The sequence below is a fragment of the Prolixibacter denitrificans genome (assembly GCF_003014495.1).
GTDB lineage: Bacteria > Bacteroidota > Bacteroidia > Bacteroidales > Prolixibacteraceae > Prolixibacter > Prolixibacter denitrificans.
This window is the reverse complement of record NZ_PYGC01000001.1, coordinates 159,655-177,001: the sequence shown is the minus strand read 5'-3', so window position 1 is coordinate 177,001 and position 17,347 is coordinate 159,655. Positions and strand designations below refer to the sequence as shown.

At 46.1% G+C, this 17,347-nt stretch carries 12 protein-coding genes; 3 read left to right on the top strand and 9 right to left on the bottom strand.

Translation table 11 applies throughout. The features are described 5' to 3' along the window. Nucleotides 1-2 precede the first annotated feature (2 nt). The 8 genes from hisD to CLV93_RS00810 all read right to left on the bottom strand — a co-directional run bounded on the left by hisD (nucleotide 3) and on the right by CLV93_RS00810 (nucleotide 9,469). On the bottom strand, nucleotides 3-1,289 hold the full coding sequence (gene hisD / locus CLV93_RS00845; protein WP_106540279.1) for a histidinol dehydrogenase: 1,287 nt from the start codon (nucleotides 1,287-1,289) through the stop codon (nucleotides 3-5). 11 nt (nucleotides 1,290-1,300) lie between these two features. Then, a complete protein-coding gene (gene hisG / locus CLV93_RS00840; RefSeq protein WP_106540278.1) occupies nucleotides 1,301-2,167 on the bottom strand; it encodes an ATP phosphoribosyltransferase in 867 nt (288 codons plus the stop codon). 315 nt (nucleotides 2,168-2,482) lie between these two features. Further along, nucleotides 2,483-3,634 (bottom strand): molecular chaperone DnaJ, encoded by a 1,152-nt coding sequence (gene dnaJ, locus CLV93_RS00835; RefSeq protein ID WP_106540277.1) that lies wholly within the window; start codon nucleotides 3,632-3,634, stop codon nucleotides 2,483-2,485. A gap of 36 nt (nucleotides 3,635-3,670) precedes the next feature. Next, entirely contained in the window at nucleotides 3,671-4,309 is a 639-nt protein-coding gene (locus CLV93_RS00830) for a nucleotide exchange factor GrpE (RefSeq protein ID WP_106540276.1), read from the bottom strand. 163 nt (nucleotides 4,310-4,472) lie between these two features. Continuing rightward, the gene (locus tag CLV93_RS00825; protein ID WP_211297711.1) at nucleotides 4,473-5,024 is read right to left on the bottom strand and encodes a TlpA family protein disulfide reductase; all 552 of its coding nucleotides are present in this window, start codon (nucleotides 5,022-5,024) and stop codon (nucleotides 4,473-4,475) included. A 39-nt stretch (nucleotides 5,025-5,063) separates the two neighbouring features. Beyond that, nucleotides 5,064-6,371, bottom strand: coding sequence for a UDP-N-acetylglucosamine 1-carboxyvinyltransferase (gene murA, locus CLV93_RS00820; RefSeq protein ID WP_106540274.1), 1,308 nt, complete (start codon nucleotides 6,369-6,371; stop codon nucleotides 5,064-5,066). 12 nt (nucleotides 6,372-6,383) lie between these two features. Beyond that, on the bottom strand, nucleotides 6,384-6,995 hold the full coding sequence (locus tag CLV93_RS00815; RefSeq protein WP_106540273.1) for a DUF4290 domain-containing protein: 612 nt from the start codon (nucleotides 6,993-6,995) through the stop codon (nucleotides 6,384-6,386). Between the two features lie 155 nt (nucleotides 6,996-7,150). Then, nucleotides 7,151-9,469 carry an ATP-dependent helicase gene (locus CLV93_RS00810; protein WP_106540272.1) on the bottom strand — a complete coding sequence of 773 codons (2,319 nt, stop codon included), beginning with the start codon at nucleotides 9,467-9,469 and terminating at the stop codon, nucleotides 7,151-7,153. A 168-nt stretch (nucleotides 9,470-9,637) separates the two neighbouring features. Between CLV93_RS00810 and CLV93_RS00805 the strand changes: the two genes are divergently transcribed. Next, nucleotides 9,638-10,945, top strand: a complete 1,308-nt coding sequence (locus CLV93_RS00805) for a T9SS type B sorting domain-containing protein (protein ID WP_106540271.1) — start codon at nucleotides 9,638-9,640, stop codon at nucleotides 10,943-10,945. Nucleotides 10,946-11,039: 94 nt separating this feature from the next. Here the strand turns inward: CLV93_RS00805 and CLV93_RS00800 are convergent, their stop codons facing one another. Then, complete coding sequence (locus CLV93_RS00800) at nucleotides 11,040-13,196, bottom strand: elongation factor G (RefSeq protein WP_106540270.1); 2,157 nt, start codon at nucleotides 13,194-13,196, stop codon at nucleotides 11,040-11,042. Nucleotides 13,197-13,589: 393 nt separating this feature from the next. Here CLV93_RS00800 and CLV93_RS00795 point away from each other — a divergent pair, with 393 nt between their 5' ends. Both CLV93_RS00795 and CLV93_RS00790 read left to right on the top strand, forming a co-directional pair. Beyond that, entirely contained in the window at nucleotides 13,590-15,779 is a 2,190-nt protein-coding gene (locus CLV93_RS00795; protein ID WP_106540269.1) for a peptidase domain-containing ABC transporter, read from the top strand. Between the two features lie 61 nt (nucleotides 15,780-15,840). Beyond that, entirely contained in the window at nucleotides 15,841-17,127 is a 1,287-nt protein-coding gene (locus tag CLV93_RS00790) for an HlyD family secretion protein (RefSeq protein ID WP_170108829.1), read from the top strand. Nucleotides 17,128-17,347: the final 220 nt, after the last annotated feature.

Genomic DNA, 17,347 nt, shown 5'->3' with positions numbered 1-17,347 from the left:
TTCTATGATTCACTGGAGTTGATACGCAAGGTTGCTGCATTTTTGTGGGCATAGAGCAGTTCCCCCTCGGCCATTGCTTCGATGATAGGTCCCAGCTGTTGGATGCCGTCTCTCGATATTTCCTGGAAAGTAATCTTCTTACAGAAACTCTCAAGGTTCAATCCACTGAATGAGCGTGCCCATCCTTGTGTTGGGAGCGTGTGGTTCGTTCCGGAAGCATAATCGCCGGCACTTTCTGGAGTGAAATTCCCCAGAAATACAGAACCAGCATTCGTTATCCGGTCAGCGTGGTTCGTTGTATTCCGGGTCGCAATGATTAAGTGCTCCGGTGCGTAGAAGTTGATTAGCTCAATCATCTGCTCTTCGTCATTTACCAAAATAGCCCGGCTGTTTTCCAATGCTTTGGTGGCGATAGCCGCGCGTGGCAGTTCCGAAAGTTGCCGGTCGATGGCCTGCATGACTTTGCTGATTAGCGGTTCTTCTGTGGTAACCAGAACAACCTGGCTATCGGGGCCGTGCTCAGCCTGTGATAGCAAATCGGCGGCAATGAATTCCGGGTCCGCAGACTCATCTGCCATTACAGCCAGTTCCGATGGACCAGCCGGCATGTCTATGGCACAGTCATTCACGGAGACAATCTGCTTGGCAGCCGTCACCCAGGAGTTGCCCGGGCCGAATATTTTGAAGACGCGGGGAACTGTTTCCGTTCCGTAAGCCATCGCACCGATAGCCTGTACTCCCCCGATTTTATAAATTCTGGAAACCTCGACTAACCCAGCTGCGAACAGGATGGCCGGGTGGATTTCACCTTTTTCGTTGGGAGGTGTGCAAAGAACGATTTCCTTGCAACCGGCAATCTGGGCCGGAATTCCGAGCATCAGAACGGTTGAGAACAGCGGTGCTGATCCGCCGGGAATATAGAGTCCAACCTTGTCGATCGGCACAGATTTCTGCCAGCACTTCACACCGGGTGCTGTTTCAATCATCCGCATAGGCGGCTTTTGTATCTCGTGAAAAGCGAGAATATTCTTCGCCGCTTTCTGAATAGCCTCTTTCAGTTCAGGCTCAATCAAACCTGCAGCCTTCTCCATTTCATCCTTGCTCACCCTGAATTCTTCGAGGTCGGCTCCGTCGAAACGTCGTGTATAATCACGAACAGCAGCATCACCTTTCTTTTTCACGTTGTCAAGAATCATCCTGACCGTGCTGTTGATCGAAGAATAGTTGTTAGCCGGGCGCGAGAGAATTTTGGGCCACGTATTAAAAAGAGGATAATTGTAAATCTGCATCGAACGAATTTTTATAATATCATTTTCTCAATTGGTACCACCAGGATGCCTTCTGCCCCGTTTTTCTTCAGGTTACCGATGACTTCCCAAAACTCGTTATCATCGATTACCGAGTGCAGTGAACTCCAGCCTTCAATCGCCAGGGGCATCACAGTTGGTGAAGTTGTTCCGGGCAGCACTTCAACAATCTTATCTATTTTGTGGTTCGGGGCATTTAGCAGGATATATTTTTTGCCTTTACCCATTTCCACCGACTCGATTCTGAAAATCAATTCATCGAGTATACCTTGTTTCTCTTTGGAAAGTTGTGGGTTAGCCACCAAAACAGCTTCGGATTTCATCACCGCTTCGACCTCTTTCAGGCGGTTACTTACCAATGTACTTCCGGAACTGACAATATCGAAAATGGCGTCAGCCAGGCCAATGCCGGGTGCGATTTCCACGGAACCGGTAATGACATGAATCTCAGTATCAATTTTCTTCTCAGCCAAAAAATCCTTGAGGATTTCCGGATAGGAAGTTGCAATTTTCTTTCCGTTGAACCATTCCGGACCTTCGTACTCGTTCACCTGCGATTGCGGGATGGCCAGTGAAAGGCGGCACTTGCTGAACCCCAAATGCTTGATGATATCCACCTGCTGCTTTTTTTCAGCCACTTCGTTCAATCCAACGATTCCGATGTCAGCCACGCCGTCAGCAACTGACTGTGGGATATCATCGTCCCGAAGGTACAAAACTTCCATGGGAAAATTTTTAGCTGCCGAGATGAGTCTTCTCTTGCCGGAGATCAGGTCAATACCGGTTTCTTTAATCAGACCGACTGAGTCTTCATTTAAGCGGCCTTTGGTCTGAATCGCGATGCGTAATGTTGAGTCCATGTCGATTTTTTAGATGTAAAAAAAGGCTTACCTCATTCAAGGTAAGCCTGTTAATTTTAATGAATATTTTTTGACATTCCAATTACGGCCTACCTTTTAGCAGGAAATGATGATGTCCGTAATGGAAGATTGCGTTGTTCATAATCTTATTGTTGCTGCAATGATACGTATTTTATTAAAAACGGCACAACAGCAAACGAAAATAATGGAGGTATTTTAATGTTTAATTAATGCGAAAAAATAATGGCGGAGCATTAATCATAAACATTGCTCTTATTCAAAAAGAAAAGGCAACCATTCAGTTGCCTTCTCTTATCAGAACATATCTTTTACCTTGTCAAAGAAATTCCGGTCCTCCGAAGCGGCATTTTTCGCACTGAAATTATCCGATTCCTGGAGTTTTTCCAGTTGTTTCTTTTCGTCGTTGCTCAGCTTCTTCGGTACCCAAACGTGAATACGAACCAGCAAATCGCCTTTGCCGTAGCCGTTCAGATCGGGTAGTCCTTTTCCGCGTAAGCGAAGTATTTTTTCCGGTTGAGTTCCGGCATCAACTTTCACCTTCACCTTGTTATCGACCGTTGGAATTTCAGAGGTTGTTCCCAAAGCCAAGTCGGGGAATGACAGATACAGGTTGTAAATCAAATCATTCTCATCCCGAATCAGTTCCGGATGTTTCACTTCGTTGATAAGTACCAGCAAGTCTCCGGGAACACCACCACGACGGGCCGCGTTTCCTTTTCCGCTAACGGAAAGCTGCATTCCTTCGGCCACGCCTGCGGGTATTTTAATGTTAATAACCTCTTCACCTCTGACAATTCCTTCGCCGTGGCACTTATCACATTTGTGTGTAATAATCTGGCCTTCGCCACCACACGTCGGACAAGTGGAAGTGGTTTGCATTTGGCCGAGGAAGGTGTTGCTGATACGGGTTACCTGGCCTGAACCATGACAGGTGGAACAATTACTGTAACCATCGCTACCTTTTGCTCCACTACCGTGACAACTGTCACAGGTGACGTATTTCTTGACCTTGATTTTTTTCTCGGTACCGTGTGCTATTTCTTTCAGCGTCAGGCTGGCTTTTACCCGTAGGTTGGAACCGCGGTTCGTGCGACGGTGTGTCCGTCCTCCACCGGATCCGAATCCTCCAAAACCGCCAAATCCACCACCAAAAATATCACCAAACATGGAGAAGATATCGTCCATGGACATGTCGTGGCCACTGAATCCGCCCTGACCGCCGCCAAGTCCGGAGTGTCCAAATTGGTCATATCTCTGACGTTTTTCGGGGTTGCTTAGTACCTCGTAAGCCTCGGCAGCCTCTTTAAAATTCTCTTCAGCCGTTTTGTCACCCGGGTTTTTGTCGGGGTGGAACTGAATCGCCTTTTTTCGGTAGGCTTTTTTTATCTCTTCCGGGCTGGCACTTTTGCTAACCCCCAAAACTTCATAATAATCTCTTTTTGCCATTATCCGATTTCTTTCCTGTCAGTTAATATTTCCGTTTTACTCTCCAACTACCACTTTGGCAAATCGAATCACTTTGTCATTCAATACGTATCCTTTTTGGATAACATCGACTACTTTGCCTTTCAGATCGTCGGATGGTGCCGGAATTTTTGTCAGGGCTTCATGCAGATCGGTATCGAACTCTGTACCGTTGGCCTCAATTTCCTTGACACCATTCTGGTTCAGAAATTCTTTAAACTTGCCGTAGATCAGCTCAACACCGTCTTTCACGGCGGCTGATTCTAGTCCCTGTTCCATAGAACTAATTGCGCGTTCAAAATCATCGATAACCGGGAGAATATTGACCAGAATGCTCTCTCCAGCTGTTTTGGTCAGTTCCATTTTCTCCTTCAATGTTCTTCTGCGGTAATTATCGAATTCAGCAGAAAGGCGCAGATATTTGTCATTCATTGCTTCGACCTGCTTTTCCAATTCTGCTACTTTGTCCGCGTCCTTGTCCTTTTTCGACTTTTTCTTGTCTTTCTTATCGTCGTGTTTCTCTTCTGATTGTTTTTCTTTATCTGCTGTTGAAACTTCGTCATTGTCGGAGGAGCTGTCAATTGTTACTTCTTTTTCTTCCATTTCGTTGGTATTCATTTCTTTTTGTTCCTCCTGTTGTTTTTTTTCTTTGCTCATACGATTGAAGTTTTCTAATCGATTTCGTCACTGTTCAACAAAACTTTTGCCAATTGCCTAATTCGGACAAATTGACATTTTTCGCCCCGACCGACTGTCAAAGCGGTTGAACCGAAAAGTAATTGTCCGCAAAAGTAAGGATTCCTACCGGACTGTTAACAAATTATTTCTGTAATGTGGAAAGGGTCTCTACAAGTTGATTGCCACGAAGATTGCGCGCAACAATGACTCCTTTTCCGTTGATAAGAAAGTTGGAAGGAATTCCGCGCACGCCGTAAACTCCTGCGTATTTTGACATCCATCCTTTCAAATCGCTGACGTGCCAGGGCCATGACAGGTTATCCATTTTGACTGCATGTTCCCATGCAGTATGGCTTTGATCGAGCGAGACGCTAAATACGGTAAAGCCTTTTCCTTCCTGAAAATTTTTATCCTTAAACTCATCGTAAGCTTTTACCACGTTGGGATTTTCGCGGCGGCATGGTCCGCACCACGATGCCCAGAAATCGATTAACACCATTTTTCCGCGCAAAGCGGAAAGTTTGAGGGTGTCACCATTGATGCCGGTTTCGACAATGTTGGGCGCTGTTTTTCCAACCGATGTTCCCACCGGCGGACCTGTGCTTTTGTTTTTGTGGTTCTTGGCAAGGCTTGCATTTGCCGTAAACGCAATAAAAGCTATAGTAAGCAGTGAGGTGAGGATGCGATATTTCATGACCATGTTTTTAAGTTCGACATTCAGAGATTGAATCTTTTATGGTTCTCTTACAATCTTCGCGCCAAGACTGTTTAACCGGACGTCGATTGCTTCGTATCCCCGGTCGATTTGCTCGATATGATCGATGGTCGAGGTGCCGGAAGCGGAGAGGGCAGCGATAAGCAAAGCAACTCCTGCCCGGATGTCGGGTGAGGTCATATGTGTTCCCCGTAACTGAAGGGCCCGGTCGAGACCGATAACCGTTGCGCGGTGCGGATCGCAAAGGATGATTTTAGCTCCCATGTCAATCAACCGGTCGACGAAGAACAAACGGCTCTCAAACATCTTCTGGTGAATCAGGACGCTGCCGCGGGCCTGTGTTGCTACGACCAGGAAAACACTAAGTAAGTCAGGTGTTAGTCCCGGCCAGGGCGCATCGGCAATAGACATAATGGAACCATCGATGAACGACTCCACTTCGTAATGTTCCTGAGAAGGAATAAAGAGATCGTCACCCCGGTTTTCGAGTTGTATGCCTAACCGGCGAAAAGCATCGGGGATGATGCCGAGATTCTGCAACGAAACATTCTTAATGGTGAGGGCAGAAGAAGTCATGGCTGCGAGGCCAATGAAACTTCCTACCTCAATCATGTCGGGCAGGAGCCTGTGTTTGCATCCGCTTAGCGATGTGACACCATCGATGGTGAGCAAGTTGGAGCCAATTCCACTGATGACGGCACCCATCGAATTAAGCATTCTGCACAGTTGCTGCACGTAGGGTTCACACGCAGCGTTATAAATCGTTGTGGTTCCTTTGGCGAGTGTCGCGGCCATCACCAGGTTGGCGGTACCGGTAACCGAGGCCTCGTCGAGGAGCATGTAGGTGCCGGAAAGTCGGTTGGCTTTTATTTGGTATTGGCCGTTATCTGCATCGTAATGAAAATCGGCACCCATTTTTTCAAGACCAATAAAGTGGGTGTCCAGCCTGCGGCGCCCTATTTTATCGCCTCCGGGTTGTGGAATTATTCCTCTCCCAAAGCGGGCCAGCAGCGGACCAATGATCATGATCGAACCGCGCAAGCCACTTGCCAGCTTCCGAAATTCTTCAGTATTGAGATAATCGATGTCAACCTGGTTGGCTTGAAAGCTATAATCGCCTTTCGCTTTGCGGTTTACTTTCACCCCAAACCCTTTCAGCATTTCGATGAGTTTTAGCACATCGCTGATTTCGGGGATGTTGGAGATATTTATCTCATCGTCGGTGAGTAAGACCGCGCAAATTACCTGTAAAGCTTCGTTTTTGGCTCCCTGTGGAATCAGTTCTCCGGTGAGTGTGCGTCCACCTTCTATGATAAACCGTGCCATATAAGTGGCTAATTACTTATGTTTCCGGTTAGCTCCTTTGCTTTTCTTTTTATTGCTGCTTCCGCCACCTTTGAGAATATCGCGGGTATCGGCAAGTCTTGAAATTTCTTCGGTTTTCAGGTCACCTTCCGATAATTCCTCCAGATCTTTTAAAATTTTATCGTCGTTTACCGTTTCCTTGTTCCAAACGACAAACGATTTCTTCATCTGGTTGGCCAGCATCTGGGTCAGTTGTTTTTTCTCCGGACTGTCATCGTCGTACTGAGCGGCTTGCTCGATCATCTTTTCGATGAGTTTTCCGTAGTGCCGATATTTGATCGGAGCATTAGTGTATGGTACCGGCTTGGGTTTTTCGAGGAAGGTTTCCGGACGGGGAGGATCGTAAGGGTAGTCAATGTCCAGTTTGAAATCGGACATAATGGCGATATGATCCCACAATTTGTGCCGGAAATCGCTGACATCACGAAGATAGGGATACATGTTCCCCATGATTTCGATGATTTGATTGGCCGCACGGTTTCTCTCTTCGCGGTCTTCGATAGAAACCACGTAGTCAACCATCTTGTGAATATTCCTTCCGTATTCAGGAAGTTTCAGTTTTTTTCGATTCGAGTTATAATCCATTGAAAAGTATCTTCGGTTAAGTGGCATTTTGCATAATGCGGGAGTATCAGGCAAAAGCACGAAGGATTTCGATCACAAATCTAATCCTTTTGCCGCATAATACAAAAAGTTAAGGTTTTCGGGGTATCGAAAATGAATTTCTCAACTACCGGATATTATTCCACGATTTTTAGTTTGGCAAATTTCAACAGCAGGTGTTTTTCTCCGGCATTGGGAAAAAATACCTTGGCCTTCCTGTCGGGCATTGCTCCTTCAATGGCTACTACCTTTCCCCGGCCAAAACGTTGATGCTCTACAAACATGCCTGCCTGTATTTCTTCCGGATCGCTTCCCGTAAAGGCTGCGGCGTTTTGTCTACTGGCTTCATTTAGTCGGGTGAGGCGTTTACCGAGTTGTTCGTTTCCTTGTTGACTGCGAATGCCCATTGGGCTTCGTCTGGCACCTCTCGTTTCTTCTTTCGCGGTAGGCACCGATTCCCGTCTGGGAATATGAGCTTGCAGTCCACCGGATTTGAAATAGAGGAATTGCTCGTCAATTTCGCCGATGAAGCGGCTGGGATTACAGAATTCGAGATTTCCCCAGCGATAGCGTTGTTTGGCAAACGACAGCCACGCATTTTGCTCGGCCCGGGTGAGTGCCACGTAAAACAGGCGTCGTTCCTCTTCCAGTTCCGGGGCGGTCAACGTACCCGAAAATCCCGAAGGAAAGAGATTTTCTTCGAGGCCAACGATAAATACATTTTTGAACTCGAGACCTTTGGATGAGTGAACCGTCATCAGGGTTACCTTATCAAAATCTTCTTCTTTGTCAGTATCCTGGTCAGTCAGCAAAGCGACTTCTTCCATAAAATGGTTGAGCTGGTTGGGACGACCTTCCTCTTTCGCGTTCAGTGAAAAATCCTGGATGGCATTCAGCAACTCCTGCACGTTTTCGTATCGGCTAAGGTTTTCCGGTGTTTTGTCCTTGTAGAACTCTTTTAGCATGCCGCTGTCGGAAGCAATCTGCATGGCCAGTTCATAAGATTCTGCCGAAGCGAGCTGACCGGCAAATCCTTCGATCATGTGAATGAACTCGGCCACTTTACGCTGTGTGCCGGCATTCAGCCCAGCCATTTGGCACTCATCCGGATTCGAAGCAATTTCCCATATACTTTGATTGTTCTGAACCGCGTAAGTCTCCAGGCGCGTCATCGTGGTGTTACCGATGCCACGTGCCGGATAATTGATGACCCGCTTGAAAGCTTCGTCGTCCTTCACGTTGATGGTCAGCCTGTAATAAGCCAGCAAATCTTTAATTTCCTTACGCTGATAGAACGAAAGTCCGCCGTAGATTTTGTACGGAATATTTCTCTTTCGCAGCGCTTCCTCGAAAATACGCGACTGTGCATTAGTCCGGTAGAGGATGGCAAAATCGGCATACCGGTGCTGGTGATTCATCCGCATGTCTATGATCTCGTTGGCCACCAGGTAGCCCTCTTCGTTGTCGGTCAGCGCACCAATTACCTGAATCTTCTCACCTGTGGCATTTTCGCTGAATACCCGTTTGGGCAACTGTCTTTTGTTTTTTTGAATGAGACTGTTGGCCGCATCGACAATGGTCTGCGTCGAACGGTAATTCTGCTCCAGTTTATAGGTGTTGAATTCCGGATAGTCTTTACGGAAGTTCAGAATATTTTCAATTTTCGCTCCCCTGAACGAATAAATACTTTGGGCATCGTCGCCAACCACACAGATGTTTTCGTGGTCCTGCGCCAGCTTTTTCACAATCAGGTATTGCGAGAAGTTGGTATCCTGGTACTCGTCGACCAGAATGTATTTGAAACGCTCCTGGTATTTCTTTAGAATATCTTCGTGGTTTTTGAATAGCAGGTTCGTTTGCAGCAGCAAGTCATCGAAATCCATGGCTCCCGCATTTTTACATCGCTTGGCATATTCGCTATAAACTTCAGCTAAACGGGGCAGGCGAGCGGCCTGGTCAGCTTCCCGAATCTGACTGTTCTGTTGGTAAGCAACCGGCGTTATCAGATTATTCTTGGCTGCCGACATCCGATTGTAAACCAGGCCAGGTTTGTAGGTCTTATCGTCGAGCTTCATGCTCTTGATGATGGTCTTCAACAAACTTTTGGTGTCCTGCGTGTCGTAAATCGTGAAGTTGGACGGGTAACCGATGATTTCCGCTTCGCTGCGCAGGATGCGGGCAAAAATAGAGTGAAAAGTTCCCATCCAAAGGTAGCGGGCCGTTTGGGAGCCAACAATTTTTGCGATCCGCTCTTTCATTTCACGTGCGGCCTTGTTTGTGAAGGTGAGTGCCAGGACTGATGAAGGTGGAACGCCATTCTTCAACAGATGGGCAATTCGGTAGGTCAGCACGCGCGTTTTCCCGGAACCGGCACCGGCAATCACCAGCGAAGGTCCTTCGGTATTGATAACGGCATCGCGTTGGGCTTCATTTAATTCCTCGAGGTAGTTGTTCACGCCGGGAGTGGATTAATCGGTTAAAAAATAACAGTTTCTTTTCAGTAACCAATTGCAAATATAACTGCCTAATAGGAAAAATTTCAATGGTCTGTCAAGGAATTCAAATTAATTCCCGTCGATTATTTTTATACTTGTATTCAGGTTTAACCGCAAAGAATTACCTGCATGCAAATTAACCCACTGGTTGTTAAAGTCTGGCTTGTTGTTTTTCTCGTATCCGGAATGACTCATCATTCGAATGCGCAGCAACTTACTGCGCCGGCATCTGATTTTTCGGAAAGTACGAGTTATCCGGTGACCCCGAATAACGATATGATTTACTACTTCTGTACCCAGCAGGGGCAGCAGATTGCCGAGTTGCAGGCGGAATCGGCTGGTGGTGTCGTAACATTCAACTGGACAAAATACAACAGTTCCACCGGTACTTTCGATGCATATTCAACCGAAAGCGGGACGTCGTCTGTTATACAGAATCTGGCAGATGGTTGTTACCAGGTTTCTTTCACCGATGGTGGTACCAATTACTCGTTCCGGGCGTGGGTTTTCAATAGCTGGTTGCAGGCAACGGCAGCGGTATCTGCATCAACCTGTACTTCATTTCAACTTGAATCGACGGTAACGGGTTCGACTTTTGCCTATTACGATATTACTTCGAATCAGCAGGTCACGGTGGCATCGAACAACACTTATGCCTGGTACGATGGCGACGTGCGTTTGTCTACTCAGCCGGCCTTTACCATGTACGATGTTCCGGCACAAAATACAGATTACCGGCTGGAAGTAGCCAACCGGGCGGGCTGCTCAGCAACTGCCACGGTGACGTACCAATCGGTAGTACCAAAAGCCAAATTTTCGTGGACAACCACCCAGGAAAGTGATCCGCAGTACTCGAATTACCAGGCGCCGTTGGAGGTGCAGTTTAATAACGAGTCGGTTAATGCGGACGATGACAAATACGAATGGTTTCTGTTCAAAGATATTACAGCTATCAGGGAAGAAGCTTCCACGGCAACGCAACCAGTCGATTCGATTATGGAAACGCTGACTGGAGTGAATCCTGTTTACACTTACGAAAATTCGGGACGTTACATGGTGAAGCTGGTAGCAGCGAAGGAAAATCCGAATTTCACCTGCCGTGATACGTTTTACCTGAGCGATTACATTGTGGCCGATACTGCTCTGGTATTGGTGCCACCTGTATTTACGCCGAACGGTGACGGCATGAACGACGTGTTGAAAATCAAAACGCGTTCGCTGGAATCACTCGATTTTCAGATTTTGAATCGCTGGGGCAGAACGGTGCATCACTACAAAAAGAGTGGCTACATTCCAGCAGACTCCGAATTGGCAGCCTGGGATGGTAAGATTGGCGGGAAACCGGCTTCAGCAGGCGTTTATTTTTATGTGGTGGACGCGAAAGGCCGTGATGGAACACGACGACGACGAAAAGGATTTATTCACCTGTTGAGGTGACCTTCAGGATATGTAAAGAATAAAACATGAAAAACCCCTGCTTCCGGTGATGGATGCAGGGGTTTTAAGTTAATCATAGGTTGGAAAAGACAGTTTATTCTTCGTTTTGTTCCGCTTCGTAAGCAGCAAGTAGTTCGTCCTGAATTTCCCCCGGAACTTTTTCGTAACCGGCATATTTCATGGTGAACATAGCGCGTCCTTGCGTCAGCGAACTTAATGCAGTCGAATAACGGTCCATCTCTTTCAATGGAACTTTAGCCACAATTTTCTCGAATCCTTTTTCGGAACTCATACCCATGATGAGAGCACGGCGTCCCTGTAGGTCGCTCATCACATCACCCATGCGATCGGATGGTACCAATACTTCTACATCATAGATGGGTTCGAGGATTTTTGCTCCGGCTTTCTTAAAGGCCTGGCTAAAGGCATTACGTCCGGCCAGTTTGAACGAAATCTCGTTGGAGTCAACCGGGTGCATTTTACCATCGTAAATACAAACGCGGATGTCACGGGCGTATGAACCGGTCAACGGACCTTCTTCCATTTTTTCCATAATTCCTTTCAGAATAGCCGGATGGAAGCGGGCGTCGATGGAACCACCAACAATACAGTTGCAGAATACCAGTTTACCACCCCACGAAAGTTTGTGCTCTTCAGTACCACGAAGGCTGACCTTCCATTCTTTACCATCAATTTTATAGGCAGATGGGGTGGGCATTCCTTCCTCATAAGGTTCGATAATCATATGCACCTCGCCAAATTGTCCGGCACCACCACTCTGCTTTTTGTGACGGTAGTCGGCCTGAGCTGCTTTTGTAATGGTTTCCCGATAGGGAATTTTCGGTTTGAGATATTCAATATCAATTTTAAAGATATTGTTAAAGTACCACTTCAGCGTGTTGAGGTGATATTCTCCTTGACCGTGCACAATTACCTGTTTCAATTCCTTCGAGTACTCAACTACATAAGTCGGGTCTTCTTCGGACATCCGGTGCAGGTATTCACCCATCTTTTCTTCATCGGCCTCGTTTACTGCTTTAATGGCCGTCCGGTACCGTGGTTCCGGGTATTGCAGCGGCGGAAATTTATAATTTGCATCCTTGTCGGACAGGGTATGATTGTGCTTGGTTTCTTTCAGTTTTACGGTAGCACCGATATCTCCGGCAACCATTTCGGCAACTTTTGTCCGGGTTTTTCCGGCTACGGCATAAATCTGCGAAATACGTTCTTTGGCGTCGCGGGTCGTGTTTATCAGGTCCATACCTTCTTTTACAGTTCCCGACATCACTTTGAAGTAAGTGATTTCACCAACGTGTTGTTCTACGGAAGTTTTGAAAACGAAGAGTGAAGTCGGGCCGTTGGCATCGGCTTTGACTTCTTTGTCATCGACCGTTTTTTTCGGCGCAAGTTCTCCGGGATGCGGAGCCACATTAATGATGAACTCCATTAAACGGCGACTTCCCATATCGCAGGAAGCACAGGTACAGAATACCGGGAAAACACTGCGGTCGAGCATCCCTAATTTCAAACCGGTACGCATCTCGTCCTCGGTAAGCTCGCCTTTTTCGAAGAACAGTTCCATCAGGTCCTCGTCATTCTCGGCGGCCATTTCCACGAGTTCGTTGTGTATTTGCTCAGCTTTTTCCTTTTCCTCTTCCGGAATATCAACAATCTGAGCTTTTCCACCATTGGCAGGCCATTCGTACATTTTCATTTTTAGTACGTCGACCACTTTGTTGAATCCAACACCAGGATTGACCGGATACTGTACGATGGCCAGTTTGTTTCCGAAAGCGGCTTTCGCCGAATCGATGGACATATCCCAGTTAGTGTTTTCGTGATTCAGGTGGTTCATCACGAAAATAAGCGGAGTGTGAAATTTTTCAGCGTTACGGTTGGCAATTTCGGTTCCGACTTCCACGCCGTTCACGGTATTGAAGACCATGAGTCCGGTGGCAGCTACGCTGAGGGCGGGAATGACACCACCGACAAAATCGTCCATTCCGGGAGTATCGATGATGTTCAGCTTGCAACCGTTGTATTCGGTATAGAGAACGGTTGGATGAACGGAGTTTCCGTACTCCTGTTCAACCTGGTGATAGTCAGAAGCGGTGTTTTTGTTTTCTACTTCACCCATGCGGTTGACAACACCACCCTCGTAGAGCATCGTCTCCGCGAGGGTGGTTTTCCCGGCGCCGGCATTACCCAGTAACGTCAGATTCCTAATTTCATTGGTTTGGTATACTTTCATGTGCAGTCAAAGTTTTTAGGATGGAAAAAAATGTTTAAAGGTTTTGAATAGTAAAACGGCACCTGTTTTTTTCAGGCAGGTGCCAAACGAGTCTACCAAAATTAAAAATTATTTAACAAGACACAACCCTTTTATGGTAATAGATTGATGGCTTTTTTCGGGTAAGAGTATCGGTTTTTTAGGTTAAATAACTTGTCAATCAGATTTATCAGAATTTATTCCGGTGAAATGGAGGTTGAAATGACCTGAAATAGAGTCGTAGAAATATGTTTTAGAATATATTTTATCGAATATGGCCTTCTGAACTATACATAAAAAACCATTTTGTTTTGAATATAATTGAATCCCGCTATATTTGTTCTTAAACATTTCCAGGGACTAAACTATCTGTACATGCAGCGATTTCCCTTCTTTAAGCAATTGGATGCCATGGACTGCGGTCCGTCGTGCCTCCGGATGATTGCCAAACATTACGGGAAAAATTTTTCACTTCAAACCCTGCGGGACCGAAGTTACCTGACTCGCGAAGGCGTATCCATGCTGGGAATATCGGATGCGGCCGAATCGATTGGTATGCGTTCTATCGGGGCGCGTGTCTCCTTTGAGCAGTTGACGGAGCAGGTTCCGTTGCCTTGTATTGTTCATTGGAAGCAGGAGCATTTCGTCGTTGTATATAAAATCAAAAAAGGGAAAATTTACGTTGCCGATCCGGCGTATGGCTTGCTGAAATATTCGGTAAGCGAGTTTATGAAAGGATGGACCGGATCGACAGATACTGAAAATGCCAAAGGTCTTTGTTTACTACTGGAACCGACTCCCGATTTTTATAATATCGAAGACGAGAAGAAGGATAAATCTTCGTTCCGGTTCCTGTTTGCCTATCTGAAGCCTTATAAGAAATACCTGGTACAGCTGGCACTGGGGTTATTCCTGGGAAGTGTCTTCCAGTTGATTTTCCCGTTCCTGACCCAATCAATGGTCGACGTGGGTATCAACAACCGGAACATGGGATTTGTTACCCTGGTTCTGGTCGCCCAGCTCGTTTTATTTATATCGCAAACTACCGTAGAATTTATCCGTAACTGGATATTATTGCACCTCACGACGCGTATCAATATTTCACTGATATCCGATTTTTTGGTGAAACTGATGCGGTTGCCTATTGGCTTTTTCGACACGAAAATGATAGGGGATATGATGCAGCGTATCGGCGATCATGTCAGGATAGAACAATTCCTGACCAATCAGTCGCTGAACGTCCTTTTCTCCATGTTCAACCTGGTGGTGTTCTCCATCGTGCTGGCCATTTATAGCTGGCAGATTCTCGCTATATTCCTTATCGGGAGCATCCTTTATGTGGTATGGATTCTCTTTTTCATGAAAAAGCGGCGGGAGCTCGATTTTCGTCGTTTTTCGCAGTTGGCCGATAACCAAAGCAAGCTGATTGAGTTGATAACCGGAATGCAGGAAATCAAACTCAACAATAGCGAAAAGCAGAAGCGCTGGGAGTGGGAACGCATTCAGGCACGGTTGTTTCGCGTAAATGTACAGCGGTTATCGCTTACGCAGACGCAGACGATTGGCTCGGGCTTTGTCAACCAGTTGAAGAATATTCTGGTTTCGTTCTTTTCAGCAAAGTTGGTTATTGATGGTCAGATGACGCTTGGTGCGATGGTTGCTGTTTCGTATATCATCGGTCAGATGAATGCCCCGATTGAAGGATTGATGAACTTCTTCCAGACAGCGCAGGATGCGAAGATTTCGCTGGAGCGGTTGGGTGAAATTCACGAAAAGGAAGATGAGGAAAAAGCTGAAGACCCCAAGATTACGGTTTTCCCGGAAAACAAAGAGATAACCATCGATGGTGTTCACTTCCAGTACGAAGGGCCACATTCACCCATGGTGCTTAAGGATATTAGTTTGCGTGTGCCAGCCGAAAAAACGACAGCAATCGTGGGGATGAGCGGAAGTGGAAAAACGACGCTTATCAAGTTAATGTTGGGTTTTTATCAGCCGGTAAAAGGCGACATTCATTTAGGCGATATTCAGCTGCGAAACTTTTCCAGCCGCTTGTGGCGCGACAAGTGCGGAGTGGTCATGCAGGACGGATTTATTTTTTCGGATACCATTATTAATAATATAGCCGTTGGCCAGGATATTATCGACAGGGAGCGAATGCTGCACGCTGTCAGGATGGCCAATATTCAGGACTACATCGAATCACTGCCTCTTGGTTACAATACTAAAATTGGACAGGAAGGTGTAGGATTGTCGCAGGGACAGAAGCAACGTATTTTGCTGGCCCGTGCCATTTACAAAGACCCCGATTTTATTTTCCTCGATGAGGCAACCAATGCGTTGGATGCCAACAACGAAAAAATCATCATGGAAAACATGGAGGAGTTCTATAAAGGAAGAACAGTGGTTGTCGTGGCTCACCGGTTAAGCACGGTGAAGAACGCCGATCAGATTGTCGTGCTTGAAAAAGGGGCGATTGTAGAGCGGGGAACGCACAATGAATTGATTGCTAAAAAAGGACAATATTTCCATCTGGTGAAAAACCAGTTGGAGTTGGGAGCCTGATTTTTCGGGATACCATATATAATAAGTAACCGCTACCGGTTTTATGGAAAAAAAGAGACACTTGGAAATCAGAAGCGAGGAAGTTCAGGATATTCTTGGACGGATGCCTGCGTGGATTACGCGAAACGGCACAACGCTGGTTTTTGTGGTGGTTGTGTTGCTTTTTGTAGGTAGCTGGTTCTTCAAATATCCCGATATTATTACCTCTCCCATTGTGGTTACCACCGAAAATCCGCCGGCTAATATAGTGGCTCGTGTCGATGGGAAAATCACGCAGTTGTACGTAAAAGATAAGGAGCATGTTGAAAAAGGGCAGCGGATTGCGTTGTTGGAAAATCCGGCCAATTTCGACGATGTGCTGGATTTGGAAAAGCACTTGCGTTGGTTGTCGCCATTCTTCATCGACTTCGATTTGAAGAAGCAAACCGTTTTCAAGGATAGTTATACGCTTGGTACCATTCAACCGAAGTATACGGCCTTTCTGAAGTTATACAATGATTACCTCCATTTCTCCGAGCGTAATTATTATCCCGAAAAAATTAATGCACTGCAGGACCAGGTAGGAGTTTACCGGATGTACTACGACCGGCAGTGGAGCCGCCGGAAAGTGGTTGAGGAAGATTTGGGACTGGCAAAGCAGAAGTTTAAGCGCGATTCACTACTATATAATAAAGGTGTATTGTCGCTGGCTGAATATCAAACCTCCAAGCAGACGTTGCTGAATAAGCAATACGATTTTGAAGGTGTCCGGACAACGCTGGCCGAAACCCAGATGAAAATTCTGGATTTGCAACAGTCGGTCATCGACATGCAGAACAAATACGACCAGGAGAAAAAAGGGTTACAGCTTTCGCTGGAAGAAGCCTACAATAACCTCCGGGGCGAAATTGGTGTATGGGAGTTGAATTACTTAATGAAAGCGCCCATTGATGGCAACGCCACCTTCACTAAGTTTTGGAGTGTGAACCAGAATGTGACGAAGGGCGAGAATGTGTTTACGATTGTTCCCGATAAACCCAGTCGCATTATTGGTAAAGTGAAATTGCAGATACAGGGATCGGGAAAAGTGAAGGTAGGACAGAAAGTCAACATTAAATTTGCCAATTATCCGTACATGGAATATGGTATGGTTGAAGGTCGTGTCGATAAAATTTCGGAAGTCCCGAATGATAACTACTATTCATGTGAGGTTAATTTGCCCAACGGCCTGGTGACTAACTATGGAACGAAGCTCGATTTTAATCACGAGATTTCCGGCACAGCCGAGATTATTACCGAAGATCGTCGTTTGATACAACGACTCTTCGATCCTATCAAATCCATCTTCCGCGAACGCGTGGCGCGTTAGTGAAAAATCCTTCCAGAAACTCAAAAATCCTCAAAATCGAGGAGATAGCACTATTTTTTTTATTGATAATGAGGTTTTGTCTTGAAAATGTGTAATTTTGCAAACCGATTTTAGGCAGGATCTGCCGCTGTTGGGTAATAAACAGTGCTGATTCTCCGAAAAATAATGTACCTTTGCGAACCATTTTGTGTGCGTAAATATATTAATGTTCAAATTTTAA

Coding starts and splice junctions, on each gene's coding strand:
- CLV93_RS00800 (WP_106540270.1), bottom strand. CDS start 13,196: ATGAAAGTATACCAAACCAATGAAATTAGGAATCTGACGTTACTGGGT.
- CLV93_RS00830 (WP_106540276.1), bottom strand. CDS start 4,309: ATGAGCAAAGAAAAAAAACAACAGGAGGAACAAAAAGAAATGAATACC.
- dnaJ (WP_106540277.1), bottom strand. CDS start 3,634: ATGGCAAAAAGAGATTATTATGAAGTTTTGGGGGTTAGCAAAAGTGCC.
- CLV93_RS00805 (WP_106540271.1), top strand. CDS start 9,638: ATGCAAATTAACCCACTGGTTGTTAAAGTCTGGCTTGTTGTTTTTCTC.
- hisG (WP_106540278.1), bottom strand. CDS start 2,167: ATGGACTCAACATTACGCATCGCGATTCAGACCAAAGGCCGCTTAAAT.
- CLV93_RS00815 (WP_106540273.1), bottom strand. CDS start 6,995: ATGGATTATAACTCGAATCGAAAAAAACTGAAACTTCCTGAATACGGA.
- hisD (WP_106540279.1), bottom strand. CDS start 1,289: ATGCAGATTTACAATTATCCTCTTTTTAATACGTGGCCCAAAATTCTC.
- CLV93_RS00825 (WP_211297711.1), bottom strand. CDS start 5,024: ATGAAATATCGCATCCTCACCTCACTGCTTACTATAGCTTTTATTGCG.
- murA (WP_106540274.1), bottom strand. CDS start 6,371: ATGGCACGGTTTATCATAGAAGGTGGACGCACACTCACCGGAGAACTG.
- CLV93_RS00795 (WP_106540269.1), top strand. CDS start 13,590: ATGCAGCGATTTCCCTTCTTTAAGCAATTGGATGCCATGGACTGCGGT.